This window comes from Cobetia sp. PDI-12MA, assembly GCF_059507695.1.
In genome coordinates this window covers 158,407-176,924 of the sequence record NZ_CM183351.1, presented here as the reverse complement: position 1 = coordinate 176,924, position 18,518 = coordinate 158,407, and the positions used below count along the sequence as shown (strand labels likewise).

13 protein-coding genes are annotated in these 18,518 nt (G+C 62.6%); 3 read left to right on the top strand and 10 right to left on the bottom strand.

From position 1 onward, the window contains the following. Positions 1 to 88 precede the first annotated feature (88 nt). Positions 89 to 2,080: an ATP-dependent zinc metalloprotease FtsH gene (gene ftsH, locus AC5WNI_RS00805; RefSeq protein WP_175089038.1), complete on the bottom strand. Its 1,992-nt coding sequence runs from the start codon at positions 2,078 to 2,080 to the stop codon at positions 89 to 91. A 483-nt stretch (positions 2,081 to 2,563) separates the two neighbouring features. After that, positions 2,564 to 3,187 carry a 23S rRNA (uridine(2552)-2'-O)-methyltransferase RlmE gene (rlmE, locus tag AC5WNI_RS00800; RefSeq protein WP_225347478.1) on the bottom strand — a complete coding sequence of 208 codons (624 nt, stop codon included), beginning with the start codon at positions 3,185 to 3,187 and terminating at the stop codon, positions 2,564 to 2,566. 279 nt (positions 3,188 to 3,466) lie between these two features. Here rlmE and yhbY point away from each other — a divergent pair, with 279 nt between their 5' ends. Beyond that, the gene (gene yhbY, locus AC5WNI_RS00795) at positions 3,467 to 3,781 is read left to right on the top strand and encodes a ribosome assembly RNA-binding protein YhbY (RefSeq protein ID WP_043333380.1); all 315 of its coding nucleotides are present in this window, start codon (positions 3,467 to 3,469) and stop codon (positions 3,779 to 3,781) included. Positions 3,782 to 3,887: 106 nt separating this feature from the next. Here the strand turns inward: yhbY and AC5WNI_RS00790 are convergent, their stop codons facing one another. The 5 genes from AC5WNI_RS00790 to dapB all read right to left on the bottom strand — a co-directional run bounded on the left by AC5WNI_RS00790 (position 3,888) and on the right by dapB (position 10,803). Beyond that, a complete protein-coding gene (locus AC5WNI_RS00790; protein WP_175089037.1) occupies positions 3,888 to 4,340 on the bottom strand; it encodes a hypothetical protein in 453 nt (150 codons plus the stop codon). Positions 4,341 to 4,465: 125 nt separating this feature from the next. Next, complete coding sequence (gene greA / locus AC5WNI_RS00785) at positions 4,466 to 4,942, bottom strand: transcription elongation factor GreA (RefSeq protein ID WP_043333374.1); 477 nt, start codon at positions 4,940 to 4,942, stop codon at positions 4,466 to 4,468. Next, positions 4,939 to 8,169 carry a carbamoyl-phosphate synthase large subunit gene (carB, locus tag AC5WNI_RS00780; RefSeq protein WP_175089036.1) on the bottom strand — a complete coding sequence of 1,077 codons (3,231 nt, stop codon included), beginning with the start codon at positions 8,167 to 8,169 and terminating at the stop codon, positions 4,939 to 4,941. The genes greA and carB overlap by 4 nt, the downstream gene beginning before the upstream one ends. A gap of 67 nt (positions 8,170 to 8,236) precedes the next feature. After that, positions 8,237 to 9,382 (bottom strand): glutamine-hydrolyzing carbamoyl-phosphate synthase small subunit, encoded by a 1,146-nt coding sequence (gene carA, locus AC5WNI_RS00775; protein ID WP_175089035.1) that lies wholly within the window; start codon positions 9,380 to 9,382, stop codon positions 8,237 to 8,239. A gap of 614 nt (positions 9,383 to 9,996) precedes the next feature. Beyond that, a complete protein-coding gene (gene dapB, locus AC5WNI_RS00770) occupies positions 9,997 to 10,803 on the bottom strand; it encodes a 4-hydroxy-tetrahydrodipicolinate reductase (RefSeq protein ID WP_043333367.1) in 807 nt (268 codons plus the stop codon). Between the two features lie 210 nt (positions 10,804 to 11,013). Between dapB and AC5WNI_RS00765 the strand changes: the two genes are divergently transcribed. Next, a complete protein-coding gene (locus AC5WNI_RS00765; protein WP_175089034.1) occupies positions 11,014 to 12,042 on the top strand; it encodes an esterase-like activity of phytase family protein in 1,029 nt (342 codons plus the stop codon). 175 nt (positions 12,043 to 12,217) lie between these two features. On the opposite strand, the gene dnaJ is transcribed toward AC5WNI_RS00765, so the two are convergent. The 3 genes from dnaJ to grpE form a co-directional block, all read right to left on the bottom strand. After that, on the bottom strand, positions 12,218 to 13,369 hold the full coding sequence (dnaJ, locus tag AC5WNI_RS00760) for a molecular chaperone DnaJ (RefSeq protein WP_175089033.1): 1,152 nt from the start codon (positions 13,367 to 13,369) through the stop codon (positions 12,218 to 12,220). 169 nt (positions 13,370 to 13,538) lie between these two features. Next, positions 13,539 to 15,461, bottom strand: coding sequence for a molecular chaperone DnaK (dnaK, locus tag AC5WNI_RS00755; protein WP_175089032.1), 1,923 nt, complete (start codon positions 15,459 to 15,461; stop codon positions 13,539 to 13,541). Between the two features lie 203 nt (positions 15,462 to 15,664). Further along, positions 15,665 to 16,288 carry a nucleotide exchange factor GrpE gene (gene grpE, locus AC5WNI_RS00750; RefSeq protein WP_175089031.1) on the bottom strand — a complete coding sequence of 208 codons (624 nt, stop codon included), beginning with the start codon at positions 16,286 to 16,288 and terminating at the stop codon, positions 15,665 to 15,667. Positions 16,289 to 16,665: 377 nt separating this feature from the next. Here grpE and recN point away from each other — a divergent pair, with 377 nt between their 5' ends. Next, entirely contained in the window at positions 16,666 to 18,336 is a 1,671-nt protein-coding gene (recN, locus tag AC5WNI_RS00745) for a DNA repair protein RecN (protein WP_175089030.1), read from the top strand. Positions 18,337 to 18,518 lie beyond the last annotated feature (182 nt).

Below are 18,518 nucleotides of genomic sequence, written 5' to 3'. Positions count from 1 at the left end.
GTCGGGCGTTTTTCCTTTCTGAGGCTCAGACATCGCATGCGATATCGGGCGCCCCTTATGCCTAGATCAGGCCTAGATCAGGCCTACATCAATGACCGCTCGGACCACCCAGCGGGTCAGACGGGCGACGGCGGTTGCTGTCGTCATCTTCACTGCCATCAGCGTCATCATCCGCCTTGGGAGCTTCCGCCTTCGGAGTGTCGGCAACCGGGGCCACCAGGCCACCGTCACCGCCGCTTGCCGGGCCACCCCAGTCTTTCGGCGGACGCGGAGTACGACCTGCCATGATGTCCGCCAACTGCTCGGCATCGATGGTCTCGTAGGTCATCAGCGCTTCGGTCATCGCATCCAGCTTGTCGCGATTCTCTTCCAGGATCTGCTGCGCCTTGGCGTAGCACTCGTCGATGATACGACGCACTTCCTTGTCGAGACGCGAGGTGGTGTCGCCAGACTTCAGCTTGCCACCACCCTGACCCGGACCACCGAGGAACTGATGGGACTCGTCCTCGTCGTACATGATCGGGCCCATCTCGCTGGAGAGACCCCACTTGGCGACCATGTTGTGGGCAAGCTCGGTAGCACGCTTGATGTCGTTGGACGCACCGGTGGTGACACCATTCGGGCCCAGCGTCATCTCTTCGGCGATACGACCACCGAACAGCGAGCAGATCTGACTGATGATCTGCTGGCGCGAGTAGCTGTAGCGATCCTCTTCCGGCAGGAACATCGTCACACCCAGCGCACGACCGCGCGGAATGATCGACACCTTGTAGACCGGATCATGCTCGGGCATCACCAGACCGATGATGGCGTGGCCAGACTCGTGATAGGCCGTGTTGCGCTTCTCCTTCTCGGACATGACCATCGACTTGCGCTCGGCGCCCATCATGATCTTGTCCTTGGCCAGCTCCAGCTCTTCCATGCCGACCAGACGCTTGTTGCGACGCGCGGCGAACAGGGCGGCTTCATTGACCAGGTTGGCCAGGTCAGCACCGGAGAACCCCGGCGTACCACGTGCAATGTTGACCGGCACGACGTCGTCGCCCATCGGCACCTTGCGCAGGTGCACGCCGAGGATGTGCTCGCGACCACGGATGTCCGGCAGTGCAACGGTCACCTGACGGTCAAAGCGGCCCGGGCGCAGCAGCGCAGGGTCAAGCACGTCAGGACGGTTGGTCGCGGCGATGACGATGATGCCATCGTTCGCCTCGAAGCCATCCATCTCGACCAGCAGCTGGTTCAGTGTCTGCTCACGCTCATCGTGACCACCGCCCATGCCGGAGCCACGGTGACGGCCGACGGCGTCGATCTCATCGATGAAGATGATGCACGGCGCCTGCTTCTTGGCCTGCTCGAACATGTCACGCACACGAGAGGCACCGACACCGACGAACATCTCGACGAAGTCAGAGCCGGAGATGCTGAAGAACGGCACCTTGGCCTCACCGGCGATCGCCTTGGCGAGCAGAGTCTTACCGGTACCCGGCGGGCCTACCATCAAGACGCCACGTGGGATCTGACCACCAAGACGCTGGAACTTGCTGGGGTCCTTGAGGAAGTCGACCAGTTCCTCGACCTCTTCCTTCGCTTCGTCACAGCCTGCGACGTCGCTGAAGGTGGTCTTGATCTGGTCCTGGCTCAGCAGCTTGGCCTTGGACTTGCCGAAGCTCATCGGGCCACCCTTGCCGGCACCGCCACCCTGCATCTGGCGCATGAAGAACATGAAGATGGCCAGAATGATCAGAATCGGGAAGCTGGCAATCAACAGGCGTGTCCACAGCGACTGCTGCTCAGGCTTCTTGCCGATGACCTCCACCTTGTTGGCAAGCAGGTCATCCATCAGCTTGGGGTCGGACGCCGCCGGCCGGATGGTGGTGAAGCTGGAGCCATCGGCCCGCTCACCCTCAATGGTGTAACCATCGATGGTCACACTCTTGATCCGGTCGTTCTGCACCTGCTGGACGAACTGTGAATAGTTCATCGCCTGCGGCGAGGTATCGACGCTGAAGTTGTTGAACACCGTCAGCAGCACTGCTGCGATGATCAACCAGAGAATCAGGTTCTTCGCCATGTCGTTCAAGGGGACACCCTCATTGCATGAATCTGTCTTGGCATGCCGTGAATACTCCGACTGCCGTCTTGTGGTGGCCTGCCATGCTATCTGATCGTGCCTGCGGGGTATCAAGTCAGCGCAACGCGCCACTTCGCCCTACCGAGTCACTCAAAGCTTGCCGTGCATTGTGCTACTTGCCTGCCAGCATCGGTAAGGCATTGAAACCCACCGAACTGTCACTGGCCCATCGTACTCAAGACCCAATGATATCGACACTACACCAGATGGGGGCTGGCAACCATTGCTTAAAGCCCGACAATGGACTATTGCGCCGATAGACAGCCTGCATCAGCCAGCGCCAGTGATTCGCCCGGACACATTGGCACCAGCTTGGACGAGCATCGCATGGCTCGCCTTAACCCGCGATGAAGCATGCGACCAGCAACGTGGGAATCTCGCCACCGCGAGCCGATGCCTGCCGCATGCAGCGCCGGACAAGGACACTTACCGTCAACCCTTGAAGCCCTGCCCCAGCAGATAGACTTCGCGTGAGCGAGCACGCGACGCTTCCGGCTTGCGGGTCACGACCTTCTTGAAGCTGCCGCGCATGTCCTTCAGGTAGGCATCGAAGCCCTCGCCCTGGAAGACCTTGACCAGGAAATTGCCGCCCGGCTTGAGAGTCTGGCGCGCCAGATCCAGCGCCAGCTCGACCAGGTACATGCCGGCAGGCTGATCGATCGCGCTCATGCCGCTCATGTTGGGCGCCATGTCGGAGATCACAAGGTCCACCGGGCGGTCGCCCAAGGTGGCCAGAATCTGGTTCAGCACGGCCTCTTCGGTGAAGTCGCCCTGAATGAAGTCGACCCCGGCCAGGGCGTCCATCTCGAGAATGTCGGAGGCGATGACCACGCCTTCCATGCCGACGCGGTCCGCGGCGATCTGGCTCCAGCCACCGGGGGCTGCGCCGAGGTCAATGACGGTGGCGCCCGGCTTGAGCAGGCGGTCCTTGTCATCGATTTCAATCAGTTTGTAGCTGGCACGGGAACGATAACCGTCGGCCCAGCTGCGCTGGACATAGGCGTCATCAAAGTGTTCCTTCATCCAGCCAGCACTGCTCTTGCTGGGGTGAGCCACGTTGTCACCTGGAATGTCGGGGAAAATCGAATACTGGCGGGAGATAGCGCGGGGGATAACGACGACACGAAAGGCGTGGCGAGCTTGCGCACGGGTCGTGTCATGAGCGTCGTCATGGAGTAGAATGGCGGGTCCTGCGCGCGGTTCCGCCCGCGGGCACAGACATTGCCTGCGCAACAGACGGGTTCACACCCCTGGATTTCAAGCCCTGGAGTCGACCCTGTCTTTCGCTACGCTCCCCGCTCCCATCGGACGCCAACAGGGAAACTTTACGATACCATGAGCTTGTCACAGTCACAAAAGAAAGCATTTCGCAGCATCGGGCACCATCTTGACCCGATCGTCACCGTCTCGGAAAACGGCCTTTCCGAAGGCGTCGTGACCGAACTGGAGCGCGCACTCCACGATCACGAACTGATCAAGCTGAAGCTGGCGATCAACGATCGCGAAGCGCGCGGCGAGGTGGCTCGCCACCTGTGCAGCGAAACCGGCGCGACCCTGATCCAGAGCATCGGCAAGATCGCTCTACTGTATCGCCGGAACCCGCAGGCCAAGCCGAAGCTGTCGAACGTACAGCGCTTCAGCGAGAAGTAAGCCGCCAGGCCCAGGCCTGACGAGGCTCACCTCGCACGCCACGCCTGCCGCAGACAGAAACGCCGCCCTCATCGAGGGCGGCGTTTCTGTTTTCTGTTGCTGACAATCACGACCTGACGCGCTGATTCAGCTCGAAGGTGATGTCGTCCAGCGCCCGCTGGGTGACCTGATGACGCTTGAGTGTCGTCTGCCTGGACTCCCCATCACCGTTACCGGCATCGCGATACTTGATGACCAGCGTCTTCTTGTCGAAGGTGAAATCATCGATCAGCTCATAATCGATCTTGCGACACCCCATGAGTGGTGACGGCCGCAGATAAAGCGCCTGATCTCCGAAGTGCGCCAGCGGCATCACCAGGTGGAAAACTCCCCTCGCCAACAGGGCACTCCCCAGGAGCAATGATGGCGTCAACAGCACCGAGTCCCCGGTGTACCGATAGGCAAACGACTGGGAGGCCACATAAGCCACCCCGAACAGCATGAACCCGAGCACCATGAAGATGGCCACCATGGAGGTTGCCATGATGCGCTTTTCCGGCTGACTTCCCTGTACTTCCATCACTCCCTCCCTGAAGGTTTTCGTGCCCGCAGGCAAAAAAACAGCCCTGCCGGGATGACCGGCAGGGCTGTCACGACATCAGGATCTGACGAATCAGAGACGATGCACTTCAGATGTGACGTGCTTCAGATGTGATGCACTTCGGAGATTTCATACTCCACATCGCCACCCGGGGTACGCACGACCACGACATCCCCTTCTTCCTTGCCGATCAGCGCACGCGCGATCGGAGAGGTGACGGAGATCTTGCCGTCCTTGATGCTGGCTTCATCTTCGCCAACGATGCGGTAGCGCACTTCGCTATCGTCATCGAGGTTCATCAGGTCGACCGTGGTGCCGAAGATCACCTTGCCGGTCTTCGGCAACTTGGTGACGTCGATCACCTGGGACATGGAGAGCTTGGACTCGATCTCCTGGATACGACCCTCGATGAAACCCTGCTGTTCACGCGCGGCGTGGTACTCGGCATTCTCCTTGAGATCGCCGTGCTCACGGGCTTCCGCGATGTCAGCGATGACCCGGGGACGCTCAGTGCCCTTTAGGTGCTCGAGCTCCTTGCGAAGGCGGTCTTCGCCTTCGACGGTCATCGGACTTCTACTCATATCATGACTCCTGCATGCATATCCTGAAGACGACGGACCTTGACGTCGTTGCCGTAGGCAAGCGCCATGCACACGGCATTGGCTCCCGCCAGCGTCGTGGCGTAGGGCACCTTGTGTGCCAGCGCCGTGCGACGGATCACGGACGAGTCATTGATGGCCTGACGTCCCTCTGTGGTGTTGACGATATAGGCGATCTCGCCGTTCTTGATCATGTCGACGATATGCGGCCGCCCTTCGAACACCTTGTTGACGGGTTCAACCTCGAGGCCGGCAGCGGCGATCACCTCTGCCGTGCCACGGGTAGCACAAAGCGTAAAGCCTAATGTTACCAGAGAGCGGGCTACCTCGATAACGCCCGCCTTGTCGAACTCACGCACGGACAGGAAGGCCTTGCGGTCGCCAGTCAGGGTCGGTATGGCTTCACCGGCACCCAGCTGCGCCTTGTAGAAGGCTTCCGCGAAGGTATCGCCAGAGCCCATCACTTCGCCGGTGGACTTCATTTCCGGCGACAGGATCGGGTCGACCCCCGGGAACTTGGCGAACGGCAGCACCGCTTCCTTCACACTGTAGAAGGTCGGCACGATTTCCTGGGTGAAACCGGTCTCTTCCAGGGTCTGGCCAGCCATGCAGCGTGCGGCGATCTGCGCCAGCGACTGGCCGATGCACTTGGAGACGAACGGCACGGTACGTGAAGCGCGCGGATTGACCTCGATGACGTAGATCACGCCATCCTGCCAGGCCAGCTGCACGTTCATCAGGCCGACGACGTTGAGTTCCAGTGCCATGCGCTTGACCTGCTCGCGCATCTCTTCCTGGACGTCTGCCGGCAGCGAGTACGGCGGCAGGGCGCACGCGGAGTCACCGGAGTGGATACCGGCCTGCTCGATGTGCTGCATGATGGCGCCGATCACGACCTGCTTGCCGTCGGACACCGCATCGATGTCGACTTCGATGGCCGCGTTCAGGAAGTGGTCCAGCAGCACCGGCGAGTCATTGGAGACCTTGACCGCGTGGGTCATGTAGTTCTCGAGCTCGGCGGCGGAGTAGACGATTTCCATCGCGCGACCGCCCAGCACGTAGCTCGGGCGCACCACCAGCGGGTAACCGATGACCTCGGCCTTGACGAAGGCTTCCTCAAAGCTGCGCGCGGTGGCGTTTTCCGGCTGGATCAGATCGAGCTTCTCGATCATCTGCTGGAAACGCTCGCGGTCTTCGGCGCGGTCGATGGCGTCCGGCGTGGTACCGATGATCGGCACACCGGCGGCTTCGAGCTCACGCGCCAGCTTCAGCGGCGTCTGGCCGCCGAACTGGACGATGACACCGACCGGCTGTTCCTTGTCGGCGATCTCCAGCACGTCTTCCAGGGTGACCGGCTCGAAGTAGAGGCGATCGGAAGTGTCGTAGTCGGTCGAGACCGTTTCCGGATTGCAGTTGACCATGATGGTCTCGTAGCCGTCCGCGCGCATGGCGAGGGAGGCGTGGACACAGCAGTAGTCGAACTCGATGCCCTGACCGATACGGTTCGGCCCGCCACCCAGCACCATGATCTTCTTCTTGTCGCTGACTTCCGCCTCGCACTCTTCCTCATAGGTGGAGTACATGTAGGCGGTGTCGGACGCGAATTCGGCCGCGCAAGTGTCGACGCGCTTGTAGACCGGACGGATGCCCTGCTTCTGACGGTGCTTGCGGAAGGCCTTCTCGGACACGCCCATCAGACGCGCCAGGCGCGCATCGCTGAAGCCCTTGCGCTTGAGGCGGAACAGACGATCGGCGTCCATCTCGCCCAGCGAGCTTGCGGCCACTGCGCCTTCCTGGGCGATCAGGTCGGCCAGCTGCACCAGGTACCAGCGGTCGATGTTGGTGAGACGGAAGATCTCTTCGATATCGAGGCCGGCACGCATGGCATCGGCGATGTAGAAGATACGCTCGGCACCAGCGGCCTGCAGCTCGCCCTTGATGCGCGCCATGTTCTCGTCGCTGAAGTTCTCGACGATCGGATCGAGACCGTCAACGCCGGTCTCCATGCCACGCAGCGCCTTCTGCAGGGATTCCTGGAAGGTACGGCCGATGGCCATGACTTCGCCGACCGACTTCATCTGCGTGGTCAGGCGGTCATTGGCCTGCGGGAATTTCTCGAAGGTGAAGCGCGGAATCTTGGTGACGACGTAATCGATGGACGGCTCGAATGACGCCGGCGTCTTGCCACCGGTGATGTCGTTCTGCAGCTCATCCAGGGTGTAGCCGACGGCCAGCTTGGCGGCGATCTTGGCGATCGGGAAGCCGGTCGCCTTGGAAGCCAGTGCCGAGGAACGCGACACGCGCGGATTCATCTCGATCACGACCATGCGGCCAGTGTCCGGGCAGATGCCGAACTGGACGTTGGAGCCGCCGGTCTCGACGCCGATCTCGCGCAGAACGGCCAGCGACGCATCACGCATCAGCTGGTATTCCTTGTCGGTCAGAGTCTGGGCCGGGGCGACGGTGATGGAGTCACCGGTGTGCACACCCATCGGATCGAAGTTCTCGATGGCGCAGACGATGATGCAGTTGTCGTTCTTGTCACGAACGACCTCCATCTCGTATTCCTTCCAGCCCAGCAGCGACTCGTCGATCAACAGCTCGCGGGTCGGCGACAGCTCGAAGCCGCGATGGCAGATCTCTTCGAATTCTTCACGGTTGTACGCCACGCCGCCGCCGGAACCGCCCATGGTGAAGCTGGGGCGGATGATGGACGGGAAGCCCAGCTCGGCCTGGATTTCCCAGGCTTCTTCCATGGAGTGCGCGACCTTGGCCTTCGGGCACGCCAGACCGATCTTCTTCATCGCCTTGTCGAAGCGATCACGGTCTTCGGCCTTGTCGATGGTGTCGGCGTTGGCACCGATCATCTCGACGCCGTACTGCTCGAGCACGCCTTCGCGCTCCAGTGCCAGTGCACAGTTCAGCGCGGTCTGGCCGCCCATGGTCGGCAGGACAGCATCCGGGCGTTCCTTCTCGATGATGCGCGCCACGGCTTCCCAGGTGATCGGCTCGATGTAGGTCGCATCGGCCATCACCGGGTCGGTCATGATGGTTGCCGGGTTGGAGTTGACCAGGATGACCCGGTAACCCTCTTCACGCAGGGCCTTGCAGGCCTGTGCGCCGGAATAGTCGAACTCGCACGCCTGGCCGATGACGATGGGGCCGGCGCCGATGATCAGGATGCTTTTCAGGTCTGTACGTTTAGGCATGTCTCTTCCCGCAATGATCTGGTGACTGAACTCAACGATGGATCAGGCCCTCGGGCCTGCGCTCGGCTCAGCGTCGCGCGCGCATCATCTCGATGAAACGATCGAACAGCGGGGCGACGTCCTGCGGGCCGGGACTGGCTTCCGGGTGCCCCTGGAAGCTGAAGGCCGGGCGGTCGGTGCGCTCGATGCCCTGCAGGCTACCGTCAAACAGCGACTTGTGGGTCGCGCGCAGGTTGCTGGGCATGCCCGCTTCATCCACTGCGAAGCCGTGGTTCTGGCTGGTGATCATCACCACACCGCTGTCGAGGCCCTGCACCGGGTGGTTCGCACCGTGGTGACCGTGGCCCATCTTGACCGTAGTCGCGCCGGAGGCCAGTGCCAGCAGCTGGTGGCCCAGACAGATGCCGAAGACCGGCGTGTCGGTCTCGAGCACTTCACGAATCGCCGTGATGGCGTAGTCGCAGGGCTCGGGGTCACCCGGGCCGTTGGACAGGAAGATGCCATCCGGATTGAGCGCCAGCACCTCAGCGGCAGGCGTCTGCGCCGGCACGACGGTCAGGCGGCAGCCGCGGGAGGCCAGCATGCGCAGGATGTTGTGCTTGACGCCGTAGTCGTAGGCGACCACGTGGAAGGGGCGTTCGGACTCACGGGTATCGGCGTAGCCTTCGCCCAGTGTCCATTCGCCTTCGTGCCACTCGAACTGCTCGCTGCAGGAGGCTTCCTTGGCCAGGTCCATGCCCTTCAGACCCGGGAAGGCGCGTGCCGCTTCCAGCGCGCGTTCCACGGCGTCATCACCCCGGGCATCTTCACCGGCGAGGATGGCACCGTTCAGGGAACCCTTCTCGCGCAGGATGCGCGTCAGGCGACGCGTGTCGATGTCAGCGATGCCGACGACATTCTCGTCGCGCAGGTACTGATCGAGGGAGCGAGTGGAGCGGAAGTTGCTGGCCAGCAGCGGGAGGTCGCGGATGACCAGGCCGGCGGCTGCGACGCTCTCGGACTCGGTGTCCTCGTCGTTGATGCCGGTATTGCCGATGTGCGGATACGTCAGAGTGACGATCTGTCGGGTGTAGGAGGGATCGGTCAGGATTTCCTGGTAGCCGGTCATGGCAGTGTTGAACACTACCTCGCCGCTGGTCTGCCCATCAGCACCGATGGCGCTGCCGTGAAATACACTGCCGTCTTCCAAGGCCAGTATCGCGGGTTTGATCAACGCAACGTCCTCCCCATAGTGTCCACTTTCCTGCCCGGAATCCGCGGTCGAACACCGGACATGCTGCTTGATTATCGTGCTCGGCATTCGCCGAGCCTGTGTCCCGCTGCCGACTTCTGCCAGGCGCCTGTCACTGGACAGACGCGCGCCAGAAGCGGCAAATTCAGGTTGCAAAAAAGCGGGACGAAACCGAAAAATCAGGTTTCATCCCGCTTGTTATCATTCTTCGGAATGCTGCTGGCCCGAGCGCTGCCAAAACGGCAACCAATAGGGCGGCCCAATAGGGCGGCCAAGAACGTGGCCAAATTGGGTAGAGATTACCGGAATCCTTGAGTGCTGACCACCCCGCGCATGCCCCGCCAGCAGGCGACAAGGCCCACGATACGGCCGTTTCGTCGCTGCGGTCAGCTTGACGAAACCCTTGGCCGGGCCAGTACACTGCACACCACTTGCAAAGCGAGGCAGTCCAGCGGCACAAGGCGGCCCCAATGGCTCACACTTGCGCCGCATCCTGCCCACCAAGACAGCTTTCAAGAAATGCTCCTGAATGTCGCCAGACGGTCATCTCAGCGCTTCGCTCTGCATTCCGCTTGCCCCTTTGCTCTCCACTTCGCTCACTTGAGCCCCAGCACATCCTGCATGTCATAGCGGCCGACTTCACGCCCTGACAGCCATTCGGCCGCGCGTGCCGCACCCTTGGCGAAGGTCATGCGGCTCGACGCCTTGTGGGTGATCTCGATGCGCTCGCCTTCGGTGGCGAACATCACGGTGTGCTCGCCGACGATGTCACCGGCACGCACGGTAGCGAAGCCGATTTCCTTGTCGGTACGCGGGCCACACTGGCCTTCACGCGCAAAGACACCATGGGTGGCGAGATCACGCCCGATGGAATGTGCCACGGCCTCGCCCATCGCCAGCGCCGTGCCGGACGGGGCATCGACCTTGTGACGGTGGTGCGCCTCGATGATCTCGATGTCATAGCCGGCATCGCCCAGGGCACGCGCGGCGGTCTCCAGCAGCTTGAGGGTCAGGTTGACGCCGGAACTCATGTTGGCCGCGAACACGAAGGGCACGCTGTCACGGTAGCCATCCAGCTGCTCGAGCTGCTCCGGCGTGAAACCGGTCGTGCCGATCACCATGCGCTTGCCGTGCTCGGCGCACAGCGCCAGGTTGGCCAGTGTCACCTGCGGTGCGGTGAAGTCGATCACCACATCGAAGTCATCCACCACGGCAGCCAGACTGTCGCTGGCGACCACGCCCAGACGGCCCTGACCGGCCAGCTCACCGATGTCGACGCCCGCCAGGGAGCTGCCGGATTCGACGATGCCCGCCGCCAGCGTCAGACCTTCCACTGCACCGACGGCCTCGACCAACGTGCGTCCCATGCGTCCGGCGACGCCCATGATTGCGATACGGGTCATGCTGACTCCTGCCTGTTGTGGGTCTTGAGGGTGACAGCCCGCGAGCATGCCCCGAGCGTGCCACCTATGCTGTGCCACGAGTATATCAGCCGCCTGCAGCGTTGGCTGACGTCATGTATTTGTGCCGGTTACGCGCTAGAGTAGCCTCGTACCGGGTTGTCTCCTGTTGATCGTCATTTTTCTCTTCACCGCCCAGTCTCCGGAGTCAGCATGCCTGCACGCCAATTCTTCGCCTCGCGCCGCTGGCGCATGCTCCAGACCATCGCTGTCACCGCAGCGCTCGCCAGCCTGTTGAGCGCCTGCGGCGTCCACCCGCGCCCCTACACGCTGGCATCGCCGGAGCAGAAGAGCGAGTTCCCGGAAATCCAGTGGTGCGGCACGCTCAGGCTGCCGGGCAAATGGCTGGATGACACTCCCGTCGGTGGCCTGTCGGACATCGGCTGGGACCAGGACGAGTCACTGCTGTATGCCGTGTCGGACCGCGGCTGGCTGCATCGTCTGCGGCTCGCCTTCCGCCATGGCGAGCTGGTCGGAGCCAAGGCGCTCAATACCTACACCCTGCGCGACGAGACCGATGTCTCGCTGCGCGGCGCCCTCAGTGATGCCGAGGGCCTGCAGCTGCTGCGCGCGAACAATGACCGCCGCGGCGATTCCCGCCTGGTGATCAGCTTCGAGCAGCAGCCACGTGTCGAGCACTTCCTGCCCAGCGGCCTGGCCGTCAGCGAGCCCTTCACCCCGATGGGTGCGCGTGGCGCGGCGCCCAACAACGGCATGGAGGCCCTGACCCTGCACCCGCAATACGGCATGCTCGCCGGGCTGGAAGCCACGCCCGAGGGCATGAGCGAGGGCATGACGCGCATCTTCAGCCTCGACGACAAGCACGAGTGGAGCTACCCGCTGGCCAGCGACACCGGCTCGAGCCTGACCGCGATGGAGATGCTGCCCGACGGTGACATGCTGATGCTGGAGCGCGCCTTCTCACCGCCCTTCCCGCTGGTGATCAGTCTGCGCCGCGCGCATCTCGGCGAGCCCGGCACCCAGGCCGAGGTACGCACCCTGGCACGCCTGTCGAGCGGCGACGGCTGGTCGCTGGACAACTTCGAAGGGCTCACGCATCTGGAAGGCAATCGCTTCCTGATGATCTCGGATGACAACTTCAGCAGCTTCCAGACCACGCTGCTGAGCTGCTTTGCGGTCATCGAACCAGAAGCCTTCACGGCTGAATCAGCGCCGGAATAGCCATGCCCCGGGCTGCGTTACTGGACTGAATTGCCGGATTGAGCCACTGGACTGGATTGCCTGGCTGAGTCACCGGGCCTGAAACGCGAGAGCCCCGCACTCGAATTGTCGAGTGCGGGGCTCTCTGGCATGAAGGCCATCCACGGAACTGGCCCGCGAATGGCAAGGCGAATGCCTAGGGCTTCATGTCCTCGAAGAACTTCTTCACGCCATCGAAGAAGCTGTTCTCCTTCGGTGAATGGCTCTTGCCGGTATCACCGAGGCTCTGCTGGAACTGACGCAGCAGCTCCTTCTGCTCTTCATTCAGGCTGACCGGGGTCTCGATGACCACCTTGCACAGCAAGTCCCCCGCGGGGCCGCCGCGCACCGGCTTGACACCCTTGCCGCGCAGGCGGAACAGCTTGCCGGTCTGGGTCTCGGCCGGAATCTTCAGCACGACACGTCCGTCGAGGGTCGGCACGTTGAGCTCGCCGCCCAGCGCCGCATCGACGAAGCTGATCGGCACTTCACACTGCAGGTGACGACCATCGCGCTTGAAGATCTCGTGCTCGCGCAGGTTGACCTGCACATACAGATCACCGGACGGCCCGCCATTGACACCGCCCTCGCCTTCGCCATTCAGACGGATGCGGTCGCCAGTATCGACGCCCGGCGGAATCTTGACCGAGAGGGTCTTGGATTCCTGGACGCGGCCTTCGCCGTGACACTTGCGGCACGGCACGCTGATCTTCTCGCCACGACCGTGGCAGGTCGGACACGCCTGCTCGACCGCGAAGAAGCCCTGCTGCATGCGCACCTTGCCCATGCCATTGCAGGTCGGGCAGGTTTCCTTGCTGGAACCCGGCTCGGCACCATCGCCATCGCAGTGGTCACAGGCCGCCAGACGCGGCACGCGGATGTCGACCGTGGTACCGGCAACCGCCGATTCCAGATCGAGATCCAGGTTGTAACGCAGGTCGCTGCCGCGCTGCGGAGCGTTCGGGTTGCGACGACCACCGCCGCCACCGAAGATGTCACCGAAGACATCGCCGAACACATCGCCGAAGCCGCCGGCACCACCACCGCCAAAGCCGCCGCCACCGAAGCCGCCGCCGCCCTGACCATCGACACCGGCATGACCGAACTGGTCATAGGCGGCGCGCTTGTCAGCGTCGGACAGCACTTCGTAGGCTTCAGAGACTTCCCGGAACTTCTCGGCCGAAGTTTCATCATCCGGGTTGCGGTCCGGGTGATGCTTCTGGGCCAGGCGTCGGTACGCCTTCTTGATGTCCTTGGTGTCGGCGCCACGCTCGACACCAAGCACTTCGTAATAATCACGCTTGGACATGGATCAGGTCCGCCTGGATTGCTGGCAGCCTGAGGCTGCCGGTCTGTTCTGGAATGCCGGTTGTCACCGGTGGCTCGCGGCTAGCGCAGGGCGTCACCGATGCAAACGACAACGCGGGACACCTTCACAAGGCTCCCGCGCTGTCATCAGACGTCGTTCAAGAAATCCCTCAGGACTTCTTGTCGTCGTTGACTTCCTCGTACTCGGCGTCAACCACGTCGTCGTCCTGCTTCTTGCCAGCCTGACCTTCGGCAGCCTGCTCACCCTGGGCGCCCTGCTCGGCGTAGAGCTTCTGCGCCAGGTTGCCGGACGCTTCGGTCAGTGCATCCAGCTTGGCCTGGATCGCATCCTTGTCATCGCCTTTCAGGGCTTCTTCCAGCTCGGAGATCGCCGTCTCGATGGCTTCCTTCTCGCTGGCTTCAGCCTTGTCACCGGCTTCGGTCAGGGTCTTCTTGGTCGCGTGAATCATGCCGTCGGCCTGATTGCGCAGCTGGACCATTTCCTCGAACTTCTTGTCTTCGTCGGCGTTGGCTTCCGCGTCACGCACCATCTGCTCGATCTCGTCGTCGGACAGGCCGCCGGAAGACTTGATGACGATGGACTGTTCCTTGCCGGTCGCCTTGTCCTTGGCGGACACGTTCAGGATACCGTTGGCATCCAGATCGAAGGCGACTTCGATCTGTGGCACACCGCGCGGTGCCGGCGGAATGTCGGCCAGGTCGAAGCGCCCCAGAGACTTGTTCTGCGCGGCCTGCTTGCGCTCACCCTGCAGGACGTGGATGGTCACCGCGCCCTGGTTGTCTTCAGCGGTGGAGAACACCTGAGACTTCTTGGTCGGGATGGTGGTGTTCTTCTCGATCAGCGGCGTCAGCACGCCACCCATGGTCTCGATACCGAGGGTCAGCGGCGTCACGTCCAGCAGCAGCACGTCCTTGACGTCACCGCCCAGCACGCCGCCCTGGATGCCGGCACCGACAGCGACCGCTTCATCCGGGTTGACGTCCTTGCGTGCTTCCTTGCCGAAGAACTCGGCTACCTTGGACTGCACCAGCGGCATGCGGGTCTGACCACCGACCAGGATGACATCGTCGATCTCGGAGGCGGACAGGCCGGCGTCGGACAGCGCGGTCTGGCACGGCTTCAGGGAGCGTGCGACCAGGTCGTCGACCAGAGACTCGAGCTTGGAACGAGTCACCTTGACGTTCAGGTGCTTCGGACCGGTGTTGTCAGCCGTGATGTACGGCAGGTTCACGTCGGTCTGCTGAGCGCTGGACAGTTCGATCTTGGCCTTCTCGGCGGCTTCCTTCAGACGCTGCATGGCGAGGTTGTCGCCGGACAGGTCGATACCGCTGTCTGCCTTGAACTGGTCAACCAGGTAGTTGATCAGGTGCATGTCGAAATCTTCACCGCCCAGGAAGGTGTCGCCGTTGGTGGCGAGCACTTCGAACTGGGTCTCACCGTCGACGTCGGCGACTTCGATGATGGAGATATCGAAGGTACCGCCGCCCAGGTCGTAGACCGCGATGGTCTTGTCACCACGGGACTTGTCCATGCCGTAGGCGAGGGCTGCGGCAGTCGGCTCGTTGATGATGCGCTTGACGTCGAGACCCGCGATGCGGCCGGCATCCTTGGTCGCCTGACGCTGGGAATCGTTGAAGTAGGCCGGAACGGTGATGACGGCTTCGGTGACTTCTTCACCGAGGTAGTCTTCCGCGGTCTTCTTCATCTTCTTGAGGATTTCCGCACTGATCTGCGGCGGTGCCATCTTCTTGTCTTTCACCTGCACCCAGGCGTCGCCGTTGTCGGCTTCGACAATCTTGTACGGCACCATCTTGATGTCTTTCTGAACCACATCATCCTTGAACTTGCGACCGATCAGACGCTTGACCGCGAAGAGGGTGTTCTCCGGGTTGGTCACTGCCTGACGCTTGGCCGACTGGCCGACCAGAATCTCGTTGTCGTCGGTGTAAGCGATGATGGACGGTGTGGTGCGACCGCCTTCAGCGTTTTCGATGACCTTGGTTTTCTCGCCGTCGAGCACTGCCACACAGGAGTTGGTAGTACCCAAGTCAATACCGATGATGCGTCCCATAATCGTATACCTCGAATCTATTGCTAGCCTGAAAGATAAGTCTGGATGTCGGCACCTTGTGTCGGTGCCTGAACTTGTTTCTCTAGATGGGGTCGCGTGTCAGGGTTTCAAGACCCGGCCGGGCAAATTTTCCCGGGCCGGATCGCCCTGAGCCCCCACAGGGCGCGATCCAACGCCGACTGGGCGCTGGGAGCGCGCAGGCCTCATGAGGCCTTGCTGACTGCCACCATCGCCGGACGCACCAGGCGGCCATTGAGGGTGTAACCCTTCTGCATCACGTCGATGACGCTGTTCGGTTCCGCGTCCGGGGACGGCACCATGGCGACAGCCTGATGGTATTCCGGATCGAAGGGCTCGCCGTGCGGGTCCAGCTGCTCGACGCCTGACTTGTTCAGGGCATCCAGCTGCATTTTCAAGGTCATCTCGATGCCTTCGACGTGGGTCTTGGCCGCTTCGTCACCCGACATGGATTCCAGCGCCTTCTCGAGGGAATCCACCACCGGCAGCATTTCCTTGACGAACTTCTCCAGCGCGAACTTGCGCGCCTTCTCGGCGTCCTGCTCGGCACGACGGCGCGCGTTCTGCGCATCGGCAGCCGCGCGCAGCGCCTGGTCCTTGGCTTCCTTCACGGCCTGCTCAAGCTCTTCGACCTGAGCGGCCAGCATCTCGGCTTCCGGGTTGTCCACCAGAGTACCTTCGCCGCCGGTATCGTCGGCATCCAGTACGTTGTCGATCACTTCACCTTCCGGCGTTTCCGGCTGCGGCTCGGCATCGCGAGCGGCACGCTGAAGCTCTTCATCCATCGGGGTCTGCGGGTCCTGAGCCATGCTGATCTCCTGCGGGCCGGCGTCTATGCGCCATTGCCCTGATTCGTGGCCTGCTGAGCGTGTCGCGAAGCATCACACGCACTGGCTGACAGACAGGCCATGAGTTGCCTTGAGAGGCAGCAAGGCCAGGCCATTGCTGCCGACTGAAAGTGTCAGTGCCTCTATATGGGGACAGCACATCGCTTCTCAAGCCTTGCCGCGGGCTTTTCTCCCCACTGAACCCGGCATGGATTGAAGGCCACCCGAACGTGCTGTATAAAAAGCCATGATCACTGTATAAACATACTGTATGGCGACACCGTAGCCCGCCCATCGAGTCCGGGTCCGCTGATGTTCCCCCAGCACGGCGTACGTCAAAGCCCCCCTCGGAGGTAGTCATGCTGCTGCAACTCGCCATCCAAGATTTTGCCATCGTCGAAACGCTGGAACTCGATTTCCGCCGCGGCATGACCGCCATCACCGGCGAGACCGGTGCCGGCAAGTCCATCCTGCTCGGCGCCCTCGGCCTGTGCCTGGGCGAGCGTGCCGATGCCGGCAGCGTGCGCCATGGCGCCGACCGCGCCGACCTCATCGCGCGCTTCGATATCAGTGAGCTTGACGACGCTCGCCAGTGGCTGGATGAACGCGAACTAGGCAGCGACGACTGCCTGCTGCGTCGCGTCATCACCGCCAGCGGCCGCTCAAAGGCCTGGATCAACGGCACACCCTGCACCATCGCCGACCTTCGCGAGCTGGGCGAGCACCTGATCGACATCCACTCCCAGCACGCCCATCACTCCCTGCTCAAGGAAGAGACGCACCTGCGTCAGCTCGACGAATATGCGGGCCTGGAGACTCAGGCCGCCCAGCTGCGCGAGGACTTCCGTCACTGGCAGGAGGCGCATCGTCGTCTCAAGCGCATGAGCAATGATGGCGATGAAGTGCGTGCGCGCCGCCAGCTGCTGCGCTATCAGGTCGAGGAGCTCGATGAACTGGCGCTATGCGAAGGGGAACTGGAAGCCCTGGAGCAGGAGCAGGAAACGCTGGCCAATGCCGAGCAGATTCTGGCCGAGGCGCAGTCCGCCGCCGAGTGCTGTGATCACGACGAAGAAGGTGCGCTGTCTCGCCTCAACCAGGCCCTGGCCCGCCTGGCGCATCTGCCGGGCAACGAGCACGGCTCACTGGCCAGTGCGCTGGGCATGCTCGAGGAAGCGCGCATCCAGATAGAGGAAGCGGCGCGTGAGCTGCACCGCTTCGTGGAAGTCACCGAACTCGACCCCGAGCGCCTCGCCTTCGTCGATGAGCGCCTGAGCCGCATCCATCATATCGCGCGCAAGCATCATGTGATGCCGGACGAGCTGCATGGCCTTCATCAGCGCCTGAGCGAAGAACTCGACGGCCTGGGTGGCGATGAGGAGGCCATCGAAGCCTTGCGCGAAGAAGTGGCTCAGCGTCGCGAGGCCTGGAAGGGGCTGGCGAGTGAGGTGAGCGCCAGACGCGCCACTGCCGCCCCGCAACTGGCCAGCGACATCCAGGATCAGCTGGCCTTCCTGGGCATGGGCAAGGCCACCTTCGAGGTCGCCATCGAGGCGCGGGAGCGTCCGCAACCGGAAGGCATGGAGCGTATCCACTTCCGCATCAGCGCCAACCCGGGCCAGCCGCCACGTGCGCTGGCCAAGGTCGCCTCCGGCGGCGAGCTCTCGCGTGTGTCGCTGGCGATCCAGGTCGTGGCCGCCAGTCGCTCGACCATCCCCAGCCTGGTCTTCGATGAAGTCGATGTCGGCATCTCCGGCGCCACTGCCGAGATCGTCGGTCAACTGTTGCGTCGGCTGGGCGACAAGGGTCAGGTGCTGACCGTCACTCACCTGCCGCAGGTCGCCGCACAGGCGCATCAGCACCTGCATATAGAGAAGCAGGCAGAGAAGGACACGACCCGCACCCACATGGCGCTGCTGGATGAAAGCGGCCGCGTGCGCGAGCTGGCACGCATGCTGGGCGGCATTCACCTTTCCGAGCAGACCCTCGCCCATGCCCGCGAGATGCTGGGCGCTGCCGACAGCCGCCACTGAACGCTGCCGTCGACCTCCATGCACCGCTGCTGACGTCCATTCGTCCAATGACACTCCCCGGCAAGACGAGCGCTGGAGTCATGGATCGAGGAAAAATGAACGCCAGAGACACGAACGGCCGCCCTTGAGGGCGGCCGTTCGTGTCTCTGGCCGGAGAAGGCTCTCCGGCCACGTCATCCCTG

Bases quoted from the DNA above. Each gene is read 5' to 3' on its own strand.
- yhbY (WP_043333380.1), top strand. From the start codon at position 3,467: ATGAGCTTGTCACAGTCACAAAAGAAAGCATTTCGCAGCATCGGGCAC.
- AC5WNI_RS00790 (WP_175089037.1), bottom strand. From the start codon at position 4,340: ATGGAAGTACAGGGAAGTCAGCCGGAAAAGCGCATCATGGCAACCTCC.
- greA (WP_043333374.1), bottom strand. From the start codon at position 4,942: ATGAGTAGAAGTCCGATGACCGTCGAAGGCGAAGACCGCCTTCGCAAG.
- carB (WP_175089036.1), bottom strand. From the start codon at position 8,169: ATGCCTAAACGTACAGACCTGAAAAGCATCCTGATCATCGGCGCCGGC.
- dapB (WP_043333367.1), bottom strand. From the start codon at position 10,803: ATGACCCGTATCGCAATCATGGGCGTCGCCGGACGCATGGGACGCACG.
- AC5WNI_RS00765 (WP_175089034.1), top strand. From the start codon at position 11,014: ATGCCTGCACGCCAATTCTTCGCCTCGCGCCGCTGGCGCATGCTCCAG.
- dnaJ (WP_175089033.1), bottom strand. From the start codon at position 13,369: ATGTCCAAGCGTGATTATTACGAAGTGCTTGGTGTCGAGCGTGGCGCC.
- dnaK (WP_175089032.1), bottom strand. From the start codon at position 15,461: ATGGGACGCATCATCGGTATTGACTTGGGTACTACCAACTCCTGTGTG.
- grpE (WP_175089031.1), bottom strand. From the start codon at position 16,288: ATGGCTCAGGACCCGCAGACCCCGATGGATGAAGAGCTTCAGCGTGCC.
- recN (WP_175089030.1), top strand. From the start codon at position 16,666: ATGCTGCTGCAACTCGCCATCCAAGATTTTGCCATCGTCGAAACGCTG.